Source organism: Bradyrhizobium sp. SZCCHNS30572, assembly GCF_032484415.1.
Lineage (GTDB): Bacteria > Pseudomonadota > Alphaproteobacteria > Rhizobiales > Xanthobacteraceae > Bradyrhizobium.
In genome coordinates, this window is record NZ_JAUESY010000007.1 from 1 (window position 1) to 11,856 (window position 11,856).

The 11,856-nt window shown below is 63.5% G+C and carries 9 protein-coding genes; 8 read left to right on the top strand and 1 reads right to left on the bottom strand.

What is annotated here, in order from left to right:
• Positions 1-1,994: 1,994 nt before the first annotated feature.
• Positions 1,995-2,657 carry an SOS response-associated peptidase gene (locus QX048_RS19835; RefSeq protein WP_315718658.1) on the bottom strand — a complete coding sequence of 221 codons (663 nt, stop codon included), beginning with the start codon at positions 2,655-2,657 and terminating at the stop codon, positions 1,995-1,997.
• Between the two features lie 1,076 nt (positions 2,658-3,733).
• On the opposite strand from QX048_RS19835, the gene QX048_RS19840 reads away from it, so the two are divergent.
• From QX048_RS19840 to QX048_RS19875, 8 genes are all read left to right on the top strand, one after another.
• Positions 3,734-4,012 carry a DNA -binding domain-containing protein gene (locus QX048_RS19840; protein ID WP_315718652.1) on the top strand — a complete coding sequence of 93 codons (279 nt, stop codon included), beginning with the start codon at positions 3,734-3,736 and terminating at the stop codon, positions 4,010-4,012.
• Between the two features lie 663 nt (positions 4,013-4,675).
• Complete coding sequence (locus QX048_RS19845) at positions 4,676-4,978, top strand: helix-turn-helix domain-containing protein (protein WP_315718653.1); 303 nt, start codon at positions 4,676-4,678, stop codon at positions 4,976-4,978.
• A gap of 2 nt (positions 4,979-4,980) precedes the next feature.
• Positions 4,981-5,862 (top strand): replication initiator protein A, encoded by an 882-nt coding sequence (locus QX048_RS19850; protein ID WP_315718654.1) that lies wholly within the window; start codon positions 4,981-4,983, stop codon positions 5,860-5,862.
• Between the two features lie 289 nt (positions 5,863-6,151).
• Positions 6,152-6,616: a DUF2840 domain-containing protein gene (locus tag QX048_RS19855; RefSeq protein ID WP_315718655.1), complete on the top strand. Its 465-nt coding sequence runs from the start codon at positions 6,152-6,154 to the stop codon at positions 6,614-6,616.
• Positions 6,613-7,125, top strand: coding sequence for a S26 family signal peptidase (locus QX048_RS19860; protein WP_315718656.1), 513 nt, complete (start codon positions 6,613-6,615; stop codon positions 7,123-7,125). Before QX048_RS19855 ends, QX048_RS19860 begins: the two co-directional genes overlap by 4 nt.
• A 463-nt stretch (positions 7,126-7,588) precedes the next feature.
• Positions 7,589-9,349 (top strand): relaxase/mobilization nuclease domain-containing protein, encoded by a 1,761-nt coding sequence (locus tag QX048_RS19865; protein ID WP_315716452.1) that lies wholly within the window; start codon positions 7,589-7,591, stop codon positions 9,347-9,349.
• 17 nt (positions 9,350-9,366) lie between these two features.
• Positions 9,367-11,361, top strand: coding sequence for a conjugal transfer protein TraG (locus QX048_RS19870; protein ID WP_315716451.1), 1,995 nt, complete (start codon positions 9,367-9,369; stop codon positions 11,359-11,361).
• 10 nt (positions 11,362-11,371) lie between these two features.
• The gene (locus tag QX048_RS19875) at positions 11,372-11,800 is read left to right on the top strand and encodes a CopG family transcriptional regulator (RefSeq protein ID WP_315716450.1); all 429 of its coding nucleotides are present in this window, start codon (positions 11,372-11,374) and stop codon (positions 11,798-11,800) included.
• Positions 11,801-11,856 lie beyond the last annotated feature (56 nt).

Sequence of the window (11,856 nt, forward strand, 5' to 3'; positions counted from 1 at the left end):
AAGCGCCTCATCGATTCCCCCAAAAGAATCACTGGAGAATCATAACAGCCGCGCAGCGTTTTCACACAGCCAGGGTCAGCAGCAGACATCCCCGGCGCTGGCTGGGGCGCCCGAGATGGGCCAGAACCGGAAATTGGGAAGACCCGGCCCTCGACATTGAGGGTGGTGTCTCTTACCGGTGGGCCAGAGCTGCCTCGGAGTCCTCTACGATGAACGTAAACCCGCGCGGCGGGAAAAGGCGCCGATAGAACCAGCTAACTCGATGCACTTCTTCTGGCACGACCACCCCAGTATCCACGAAAGAGAATAAGCAAAGTCGTTTGTCTCGGTAAACTTCAGTGATCGCTTTCTCTATCGCTCGTTCGACATCCAGGGCATCCACTACTCGTGTCGTATAGAATCCGAGCGTCGCCGGCCATTCCTCCATGCTTGGACGAAGTTCTTCCTGCCGTGAAACAAAGCGCTCTCCCCTAAGCAAAACGTAAAATCGCACGAGGGAAATCCTTCAGCGGAGTAGATAATAAGACGCGATATTACACCAGAGTACTGTTGGCTATTGCGACGAGTGCGTTAGCGGCAGCAAACCAGGGTTAATTCATCACTAAGTCGGTCCCATTTGATCGGGGGTGATTCTGGGAGCACCCTTGGCGTCCGTAGTGGGTCAAAAGCGTTCCTATGGTCCTTTGACGCCTGCTTCCAGTCCGCTCCGGGAGCGGACGTCGCGAGCGCCAACCGAGAAGATCCGCGAGGCGACGTCTCGAATCGGGCTCTCGGCCGGGCCATCTCAGCGCTCCTGAAATAGTCGCGCGGCATGCCGTTGACGCGCACGCACTCGACTCAGAAAGGTGCCGAGGTGTCTATTCGTCGTCGACCCAAGCGCAACGATGCTAAGGGAGTCGCTTTAGTGCCCTGCCTCCCAATCGATACGCGGCCGTCACTCATCATTGTCGGGCCGCCGTCCTTCTCAGCAGCGACATTGCCACGTCTCGGCTACGTGGGGCACCGAAAGGTGGCCACTAAACCAGAAATGGATTGGCTCTGCCGATTGCTAGGCCATGCTGGCGTACTGTGTGTGGATGGAGGACCGAAGCACGTCTGGCGAGGCGAACCGGGTTCACACCCCGGTGCCCTGATCGACCCATAGCTTTGCCCATCGAGGGCAGGATGGGTATGTCCGCCGAAGCCTACGGCTTGCTGTTCTGCCAGATCCCTGAGAGCGGGTTCGGCAGCGGGACATAATCGCGCGTGTTCTAAAGGGCAGATCGAGGGTGAAGATGGTAAAAGGGTCGCGCCGGCCGGGCTGTCGTGAACGGAGTCGCTAGCAAGTATGGACGCGTCTCCGCCATTCGGCTTTCATCCCTGGCGCATCATGATGGATCGCTCGCCGGGGGCAGTCGGTCCCGCGTCCCGGCTTCGCCGTCGCATGCTGACGCTCCTGCGGCTGCCCTCTTGACCGGTCTCGCGATCGCAGTCGGTCCCGCGCCGCAAAGCGGCGCTCCTGCGGCTGCTCTTTCGTGCTCCATGCCCTGGCGGCTGATTGCCGCACCTTCTCTTCAAAGAAGATCCCAGGGCAAAGAGGTTCCCAGGAGCAAGCGGCGCCTCGCGTAAGGTGGCTTCGATTCCCTCTATCGTGGTAGGCGTTCGCCCCGCGGCGATCATTCATTCCGACCTTCGGCCGGACGCACGAGGCTGCGGATCGGGAGCTCGTCGTGTAGATGCCGAAATCTGGCAGGCTCACCTCCGCGATGCTTGGCCGGGCCCGACCACTTTGAGCGCGACCGATCGTCTTGCAGTCCGGCTGTCCGAAGCCGTGCCGCGTGGTCTAGAATCGTTTTCCTTTGGTTCCGTCAGCTTCGCGGCAGCGACGCTACAACGCCGCCCGATGACTCCACACGAGCGAGCGCTTCGAGTCTCGGACGCGGAAAAGGTTGTCGCCGGGAGCTGTAGGATTGGGGCGCAAGGCGAGCCCGTCTTTGTGCAATCCGCCGGCTCGTTCAGGCCGCAGGTATATCTTCCTTGGCCGGCCCGCGTGCGACGATCTCGAGCGCGCCATCGGGCAATGGACGTTGCAGCTCCTTGGCCTCGTTCCATGGCGCACGCAGCCAGACCTCCCTCTCTTCTTCGGTCGTCAGGATGACCGGCATCGCCTTGGGGTGGATAGGTGCGACCACGGCGTTGGGCTCCGTGGTCAGGAAGCCGTAGACCAAATGAGGGCCTGGCAGCGGCTTGGATTTCGTGCCGCGGTCGCCTTTGAACTCGGTCCAAATGCCCGCGAAGCTGGTCAAGGGGCGATCATCAGACAAGGCAAACCAGACCACGTCCTTCTTCTTCGTCTCCGGGTTCGGCTCAGGCGCATATTCGGCGAAGCTGTTGAAAGGCACGAGGCACCGGTTCTCGGGCTTGAGCCAGCCGCGCCAATGCGGAGACGACGTGTTGCGGATGTTGGTCACGGGTGGCCCGCCAGTCCGCGGAGGTGGCGGCATTCCCCACCGCATCATCATCATCTCGCGGTCGTCTCCGGTGCCGCGAATGATCGGAGCCGGATAGTCGGGGAAGACGCCCGGCATCGAGGGGAGATTGCCCGCGAACTGGCGAACGATCCGAAAGAGCGCGGCGATCGCGGCCTGGTTGGTGGTGATCGAGTAGAGATTGCACATCGTCAAGATGATCCCGGAACCAAGCGTCTCGCGGTCGGCATGTGGTGAGAGTAGATGTGCTCGGTACTTGTCTTCAGGTCGATCACCGCGCCGCAGAAGCAGCGCGAGCGACCTGACTTGGTTTGGGTTGGCTGAGGACATCCGGCCTCCCGCATCTGATCCTTCCAGGCGACGAAGGCCCGGTGCTGGCGCCATTCGTCGAAATCTTGCTGTGACCGATTCGATAGGAAGACGTTCCATGCTGCCTGGAACGCGTCGCGCGCCTGCTCATAGGTGCTGGCGCCGCCGAGCTGTTGCTCGCCTGGGTGACTGCCTGGATAGAAGCCGCAGAACCACTGCCAGACGGGCGAACCGGAGGGGCCTTCGGGGCGCTCTGCAATCGTTCCAGCCTCGACGTCTCCGAAGTAAATGCGCCAGGTCTCGTTTGGCGAGTGCGGATCGCGGCGACGGGTGAGTGTAGGCATGCCGCATTGATTCCAGTCCGGCGGCTGAAAGTGAAGCCGCTACGCCTTGGGTGCAACTACATCGCCGTCCTCAATCTCTGGGCCGGGCGGTTCGGGAACCTGAACGGGAGACCTTGGTCTCGAGCCCGATCGAGAGCTGGATTGCACAGCGCTGTGCGCTCCTGTTTGGCGGCGAGAGGTCGTGGCCGCTCTGCCGCTTACGGAACTCCATTTGGAAAGACGGTTCTCAGATACCGATCGTCAGCCCTCCCCGCGCGGGAATTCGCGACCGTCGCCGGCGCTTTGGCAACATCGGCCGTGAGTATTATTCTCGAGATGAAATGTGGACGTGCGTCGGCTACACGAACGCAGGCGACGAGCCAAGCGTGAGCGAGCGCTTGCAGCAAAACGCCTTGGATTAGACGCAAGCGCTTCATGGCGGCGGCAAAGACGCGTCGAATTGTCTTCTCAAACAGCTCCGGCTTTGCCGGCATTTCAACACGGACATCTTTCTCTCACGCGGGAGCGACAGCTGAAGACGTTTGGAAAGCGGTCTCGTGCCCGGATCTCGACGGGGTCCGTGCTGCTTTTTCAGGTCGACAGGTTGTGTTCGCTCCAAACAGGTTCTGACCAATGCCCATTCCGCCGCTCGATCCCGCTGTCGCCGACCTCGCGCCGACTGATTCCGTTCTGACAGCCTATGATGAGGAACATGCTGTGACCTATCTCCGCCTTCTGGATGCAGCATCCGAGGGCGCGGACTGGGAGGAGGTTGCCCGGCTCGTCTTGCACATCGATCCGGTCAACGAACCCCAGCGTGCCCGCCGCGCCTTCGATAGCCATCTGGCGCGGGCGAGGTGGATGTCTGAGAAGGGTTATCATCAGTTGCTACGCGGATCGGATCAGACGTAGCTCTGAGCTCCTGAGGCTGCGGCAGGCCCGCTTGGATTGGAAACAAGCCGCGGTCCGTCGCGAGCATGGATTGAACGGGCTTGCGAGATCATACGCAGGCAACCAAACTCAAGTTGCGGCAGAAGCGATCGAACGCATGCGGCGCAGCTTCAGCCAGCTTCGAAGCCGCCTTGCGGCATGCGCCGCGATCCATGGTCTTGGCCGACACTCAGATCCTTCTCCAGGCGACTGAGGGCGTAGACAAGAGATCAGGGCGGAAGCCGCACGCGGAGCGTCCCTGGGTCGCGCCTGAGGCATCATCTGGCTGCCGCTCGCGCTTGATCCTGCCGGTGGGTCTGCGAGCTCACCCAATGGCAGCGGGCGGGCGATCGCTATCCGAGGATTTTCGGAACTGCCCTTGAGCGCGGCATTCAGCATGCCACTGATCGGCCTCCTATGCTCAGCCACACCGGTCGCCGGTGAAAAGACGGCTCGTGGCCGATAGGGGCTGTCACTAAGGCCGCGCCCGCCGCCGCAAAGACGAGTCGCTTCCTTGAGGCGAGGGGGTGCCGAAACCGCGCCCCTCGATCTCCGGCATCCCCCCTCGCTGCCCTGCGCGTCGATCATGTCCGTCGACGCGCCGAACGACCCGTGAGGGCGCGAACCTGTCCCGGAGGATGCTCGATGCCCGATCAGACAGCCGGTCCCCCGCCGCGCTTTCTTCGTACCCCCGAAGCTGCGCGTTACCTTGGACTGTCCGGCCGCACCCTGGAAAAGCACCGCACCTACGGCACCGGCCCCTTATATCGCAAGATCGGCGGCCGCGTCGTGTATGCGCTCGACGATCTGAAAGCCTGGGCCGATCGCGGTACCAAGACGTCGACGGCTGATCCCGGCCAGGGCACCGTTCTGCCGGCGAAGCGACATCCAGGTCTCATTCCCTATGCAGGGCAGGAGCGTCGCGCGTCGCGGGCTGGGCGGGCTTGAACGTGCGGGGTTTGCGCAAATCCGAGCGCGATCAGCTCGATCTGTTTCGCGCGCTGCCTGGCGATCTGGCGCCGCGCGATGCGCAGGATCTGATGGCCTATCCGTTCTTCTCACTGGCCAAGAGCAAGCGAGTCGTGCCGATCGACTTCCGCGCGGGGCCTGTCGCCATTCGGGTCGAGGCCGTCCCCGAACATGGCATGGCGACGATCTGGGATGCGGATGTTCTGATCTGGGCGGCGTCACAGATCGTCGAGGCTCGCGACGCCGGACTGAAGACGTCGCGCCTGATGGCCGCCACGCCGTATGAGATCCTGACGTTTGTCGGTCGCGGCACCGGCGTGCGTGACTACGACCGTCTGAAGGCAGGACTTGATCGGCTGCAGTCGACGACCGTGCTCACCTCGATTCGCCAGCCGGCCGAGCGGCGGCGGCACCGCTTCTCCTGGATCAACGAGTGGAAGGAGACGGCGGATGCCCATGGCAGGCCGTCCGGATTGCAGCTGATCCTGCCGGACTGGTTCTATTCGGGCGTCATCGATGACGCGCTCGTGCTGACGATTGATCGGGCCTATTTCGCGCTGACGGGCGGGCTGGAGCGCTGGCTGTACCGCCTCGTGCGCAAGCATGGCGGCCATCAGGATGGCGGCTGGAGCTTCGATCTCCGCTATCTGCATGCCAAGTCCGGCAGCCTCTCGCCGCTGAAGCATTTCGCCTACGATCTTCGCGAAATCGTCCGCCGTCAGCGCCTGCCGGGCTACGAGCTGGTCCTCACCCGCGATCCAAACGGCACCGAACGGCTGAACTTCGCAGCCGCCGTTACTGACCCGGTCGCAAGGCGTTTCGCCAGGCATCACCCCTCGAGCTCCGCAGGGGACAAGCTGTGAATTGTCTCGTGCTATCGGGGACCGGAGGACGCGTGCCATCGAGGACCGGATGGTCGTGCCATCGGGGACCGAAATCGGGCTTAAGCCTTTGGTTTGGCGTGTCCTTTCCGCCTTCTAACATACCTAACCGCAAAATCCTTCGGATTTTGTCTAACGGGCCCGCGCTTTGGGGGGCCGGTGCACGCTGGTGTCTCCTGTTGCCAAGGGTGGAGGCCGCTCGAGACGCCACGGCCGTTCTCATTGCCGGCCCGCAGCGCCGTCCAGATGTCATCAACCTCAGAGTTTGCGAATGAGCGAGCTGACGCGCGTCCAATTGCTATGGCTGCAGGGTAAGATCGAAAACCGCATACGCTTCGGTCGAACCGTGCAGGAGGTTCGCCTCGACCGTTATCGCCGGGAGGTCGCGTTCACGCCGGGCAGCGTCTTTGCGTTCGTGCGCTGGTCGTCGAACGACTACGGCACGGTGCTGTCGCGGATCAACGTTCTGCAGGCCGTTGGCCCCGGAGAAGCCTGTGCGACCGTGCCCTTCGTCGCTCCGGGAGCAGCGATCCTGTTGCAGGTGTTTGGCTGGCCGAAGGTCGAGCGGGTGCTGAAGCAGATCGACGCGATCGAGGCGCTCGGCATCGATCCGGCGGATGTCGCACCGGATCATTGGTGGCACGTTCAGAACCGCATGGCCGCCGGACAACCGCCGCGTCCCTACACGGATGTGCGCCATCGGGCCTGGCTGCATCGAAGGACGATCATGCCATGACGAAAGGGCTTGCCATTGGCGTCGCGATGCTCGCCGGGGTTTGGCTCGTGACGGAGGTCGGGCGACCAAGGTTGCGTCCGCTGCTCATCTGGAATGTCTCCGGCAGCGTTCCGATCGGCCTCTATCTGGTTCGGCCGGTCCGGCAATGGGTCACCAACGAGATCGTCGTTGTCCTGCCCCACGGCGTGCTGGCCGAATGGCTTGCGGACGAAGGCTACCTGCCCAGGGGCGTACCGATGCTGAAGCGCATTCTTGCTCTTCCGGGCCAGGCCGTTTGTCGTCGCGAGCATGTCATCCTGATCGATGAGGTCGAAGTCGGCATCGCGCAAGAGAGCGACAGACAGGGCCGGCCGCTACCGGATTGGCGTGGCTGCCGCATCATCGGCGGTGACGAGCTCTTTCTGATGAACAGGCAATCGGACAGCTCTCTGGATGGACGCTATTTCGGTCCGACGGCGACATCGGACGTCATCGGGCGCGCCATTCCCGTGTGGACGAGGCAGCCGTGATGATGCACGCGTTCTGCGCACGACCTGCGAACGTCATGCCGACTTTGATGAGCAGCCGCTGCGATCGGAAACGGTCGTCATTGAGGTCGGCACGAGAGGCTTTGAATGACAAAGCCGACCGCAGCGGAATTCCTCGTGACGTTGTCGTGCGGTGCGATGCGTCGGCCTCGATGATGATCGTCCGTCGCAGTCCTCACGGCCGCCGCTGCTTCGCTGTTGTTTCCGGCACGCCGGCGCGGGGCGTGAGACCGAGAGCCGAGGCGAGGGTCCAAAGCCAGCCGCAAGCTGCCGACGGTCGATCGCAAGATAAAAGCGGCTCGCCTGTTGATCAGCAAGCCATTGACATGGCTCGCGTTCAACCGTGCCGTCCGGTCGGAGCGCGTGTCGCGCTGATGCTCTTTCTCAACAACATCAATGCTGCTTTCGGCACTATAGCCTCAATCCTTGCCGCGGGATGCCGCGCATGAGCACCACAGAGCGCGAATTCCGCATCCGTCCGGGGCGCATCCGTCAGGCGCGTGAGAGGAAGGCCAGAAGCTTCATCAATCGCGTCCTGCGCGCGGCGAACGCCGCGGGGCACGTCACGCTGCCCTCGGTGATCGACGGACGCCGGCCGGCTCGCACCCATTCGACCTTCGGCCGCGGCCGTCTCAGCTTCAGTCGCGAGCGCCTCTTTGCCTCGGGCCGCCGCGTCACGGTGAAGGCCCGCATCGCAAGGCACAAGGGCCGTGCGTTTCGGTCAGCGCCGCTGGCGATGCATCTGAGCTATCTCAAGCGGGAGGGGGTCACCCGTGACGGCGAGCCGGCAAGGATGTTCGATGCGCGAGCTGATCACGCCGACGAGGCCGCATTCGAGGCGCGGAGCAGCGACGACCGGCATCATTTCCGCTTCATCGTCTCGCCAGAGGACGCAGCCGACATGGTGGACCTCAGAGCGTTCACGCGCGATCTGATCCGGCAGATGGAAGCTGATCTGTCGACGCGTCTCGAGTGGATCGCGGTCGATCATTGGAATACGGACCATCCGCACGTTCATGTGCTCGTACGCGGTGTCGATCAGACGGGCGCAGATCTCGTCATCGCCCGCGACTATATCGGCCGGGGCCTGCGCTCCCGGGCCGAAGAGCTGGTGGCGCTCGAGCTCGGTCCGAAGCCTGAGCACGACATCCGCAACGCACTGGAAAGAGAGATCACCGCGGATCGCTGGACACGGCTCGATCGCGAGATCCGCATGGCCTGCGATGAGGTGGGGGCCATCGATCTCCGTCAGCGGGTGGCAGCGGGTCCTGATCCCGAGGTCCACCGCCTGATGCGAGGGCGCCTGCAATATCTGGAGCGCCTGGGACTGGCAGCGGCGGCCGGACCCAACGAGTGGATGGTCGAGCTTGGCGCAGAGCGACAGCTCCGCGAGCTCGGCACGCGTGGTGATATCATCAGGACCATGCATCAGGCGTTCGCTCGCCGTGGTGAGGAGCGGAGCGCTGCGGACTACGTCATCGACGGGATCAACAGTCCATCATCGATCATGGGGCGGTTGGTCGACCGTGGACTCCACGACGAACTGACCGGCGAAGCCTATGCAGTGATCGATGGCATCGACGGCCGCGCCCACCACGTTCGCTTCCGCGGGATCGAGGCCTTTGCGCAGGCGCCTCAGCCTGGCGGCATTGTCGAGATCAGGCGCTTTGGCGCTGCGGACGAGGCGCGGCCGACCCTGGTCCTGGCGACGCGCTCGGACCTAGCCCTGGCCGATCAGATCAAGGCCGAGGGAGCGACCTGGCTCGATCATCGGCTGGTCGAGCGTGAACCTGTCTCCCTGGCCCTCGGCGGATTTGGCGCGGAGGTGAGGAGCGCGCTGCGCAGCCGGGCGGAGTATCTCGCGGACCGGGGACTGGCGCAGAGACATGGCCAGCAGATCGTCCCGCAACGGGATCTTCTGAAGACACTACGCAGGCAGGAGCTCGAATCCGTGGGCGCGCGGCTGTCGGCGACCAACGGCGCGCCGCAGCTGAAGGTCGACCCCGGCCAACAGGTTGCGGGCATCTACCGCCAGCGGCTTGTCCTGGCCTCCGGCCGCTTCGCCATGATCGACAATGGTCTCGGTTTCTACCTCGTCCCGTGGTCGCGCGACATCGATCACCGGCTCGGTCAGAAGGTCACGGGCCTTGCGAAGGCCACCGGCATCGACTGGCAGCTTGGTCGCAAGCGCGACCTCGGTCTTTAGCACTCGGGAGACGCCACATGCCTGCGACCCGAATCCAATGGGCACAATTACTCGCCGTCGTGCTGATCAACCTGCTTGCGATATGGGCCGCGACCGAATGGACGGCCTGGCGGCTCGCCTTCCAACCGCGATTGGGGACGCCATGGTTCATGCTGTCCGGCTGGCCAGTCTACTTCCCACCGACCTTCTTCTGGTGGTGGTTCATCTATGATGCCTATGCGCCCTCCATCTTTGCCGAAGGTGGGGCTATCGCGGTCAGTGGCAGTCTCGCGTCTATTGCGGTTGCGGTCGGCATGTCACTGTGGCGGTCGCGGGAGGCGAAAGCCACAGCAACTTACGGGTCCGCGCGCTGGGCCGAGCTGGGCGAGGTGCGCAAGGCGGGACTGCTCGGCGAGGATGGCGTGGTCCTGGGACGGTTGGGAGCGCGCTACCTGCGCCATGACGGACCGGAGCATGTGCTCTGTTTTGCACCGACGCGGTCTGGCAAGGGCGTCGGTCTCGTGGTGCCGTCTCTTCTGACGTGGCCGGGATCGGCGATCGTTCACGACATCAAGGGCGAGAACTGGCAGCTCACGGCAGGATTCCGCGCGCGGCACGGCCGCATATTTCTGTTCGACCCGACCAACCCGAATGCCTCAGCCTACAATCCGCTGCTCGAAGTCAGGCGAGGGGCCTGCGAGGTGCGTGACGTCCAGAATGTCGCCGACGTGCTGGTGGATCCCGAGGGATCTCTCGACAAGCGCAATCATTGGGAAAAGACCAGCCATTCGCTTCTGGTCGGTGCCATCCTGCACGTTCTCTATGCCGAGCCCGACAAGACCTTGGCCGGCGTTGCCGCGTTCCTTTCCGACCCCCGGCGCACGATCGAGGCGACGTTGATGGCGATGATGGCGACGCATCATCTGGGCGCAGCCGGGCCGCACCCGGTGGTGGCATCGACAGCGCGCGAGCTTCTGAACAAATCGGAGAATGAGCGCTCGGGCGTCCTTTCAACGGCGATGTCATTCCTCGGTCTTTACCGGGATCCGGTGGTGGCTGCTGTCACGGGGAGATGTGATTGGCACATTGCTGATCTGGTTGCAGGGGAGGAGCCCGCGACGCTGTATCTCGTCGTGCCGCCATCCGACATCTCACGTACGAAGCCGCTCATTCGTCTGGTTCTGAACCAGATCGGCCGGCGTTTGACCGAGGATCTCAAGGCAAAGCAGAGCCGGCATCGTGTCCTGATGATGCTGGACGAGTTTCCGGCGTTAGGCCGGCTCGACTTCTTCGAATCCGCTCTCGCCTTCATGGCTGGGTACGGCATCAAGAGCTTCCTCATTGCGCAATCGCTCAATCAGATCGAGAAGGCCTATGGGCAGAACAATGCCATTCTGGACAACTGCCATGTCCGCGTCAGCTTCGCGACCAACGACGAGCGAACCGCCAAGCGCGTCTCGGACGCGCTCGGCACCGCAACCGAAATGCGGGCCGTGAAGAATTACGCCGGGCATCGCCTGGCGCCATGGTTGGGTCACCTCATGGTGTCGCGCCAGGAGACGCCGCGTCCGCTCCTGACGCCGGGCGAGGTGATGCAATTGCCGGCGGCTGATGAGATCGTGATGGTCGCCGGCGCACCACCGATCCGCGCCAGGAAGGTGCGATATTTCGAGGATGAGAGACTGGTCTCGCGCATCCTGCCGCCGCCGGACATCGCCAGGACCAGAGCGTCTGTGGGTGCGGATGACTGGTCATCGCTTGCGCCCCTTACGCCTGTGCTCGCCGGATCCCGGCTGACGCTGCCCCCCGAGACAAGGGACGAGCAGGCCAATGGCGGCTTGCGACGCGAGCCGGAGCTGCCGCAGCACGAAGCGATCGCGAGCGAAACGACGAGCGTAGATCCGGCGGACGAGTTTTCGGTCGTGTTCGATGACGATGATGGGACGCCGCAGCTGGTCGGCTCACGCGATGCGAGCACGACGGGGATTGCGCGTCAGGCTGCGCTCGACCCGCGCGATGACATGGGCTTGTGAGGACAGACCAATGCGGGATCGAATGAATGTCTACTTCCCGCCGGAGCTGCTGCGGCAGATCGTAGAGCTCGCCGATCGCAGGAAGCTTTCGCGCTCGGCCATCGTCGAGGCGGCGGTTCAGTCGTTTCTGTCGCCGGATGCGGCTGATCGGCGCGAGGCGGCGCTCACACGCCGGCTCGACAGGCTGTCGCGGCAGATGCAGCGGCTCGAGCGTGATGTCGGCATCCTTGCCGAGACGCACGCATTGTTCGTTCGCTTCTGGCTGACCGTGACACCCCCGCTGCCGTCCGAAGCGCAGGCCACAGCGCAGGTCAAGGGACGCGAGCGGTTCGAAGGCTTTGTGGAGGCGCTCGGCCGCCGGCTGCAGAAGGGGCAGAGCTTCCTGCGCGAAATTCCTGAGGATTTCGTCAGACCGCCGTCGAGCGAGCCCGGCTCCTGAGGCGGTGGAAGCGTCGATCGGGACCGTTCCAGCGCGCGGGTTGAGCTTGGCATCTA

Excerpts from the sequence above, each read along its gene's own strand:
- QX048_RS19865 (WP_315716452.1), top strand. The coding sequence starts at position 7,589 with ATGAGCACCACAGAGCGCGAATTCCGCATCCGTCCGGGGCGCATCCGT.
- QX048_RS19835 (WP_315718658.1), bottom strand. The coding sequence starts at position 2,657 with ATGTGCAATCTCTACTCGATCACCACCAACCAGGCCGCGATCGCCGCG.
- QX048_RS19860 (WP_315718656.1), top strand. The coding sequence starts at position 6,613 with ATGACGAAAGGGCTTGCCATTGGCGTCGCGATGCTCGCCGGGGTTTGG.
- QX048_RS19870 (WP_315716451.1), top strand. The coding sequence starts at position 9,367 with ATGCCTGCGACCCGAATCCAATGGGCACAATTACTCGCCGTCGTGCTG.
- QX048_RS19855 (WP_315718655.1), top strand. The coding sequence starts at position 6,152 with ATGAGCGAGCTGACGCGCGTCCAATTGCTATGGCTGCAGGGTAAGATC.
- QX048_RS19845 (WP_315718653.1), top strand. The coding sequence starts at position 4,676 with ATGCCCGATCAGACAGCCGGTCCCCCGCCGCGCTTTCTTCGTACCCCC.
- QX048_RS19875 (WP_315716450.1), top strand. The coding sequence starts at position 11,372 with ATGCGGGATCGAATGAATGTCTACTTCCCGCCGGAGCTGCTGCGGCAG.
- QX048_RS19840 (WP_315718652.1), top strand. The coding sequence starts at position 3,734 with ATGCCCATTCCGCCGCTCGATCCCGCTGTCGCCGACCTCGCGCCGACT.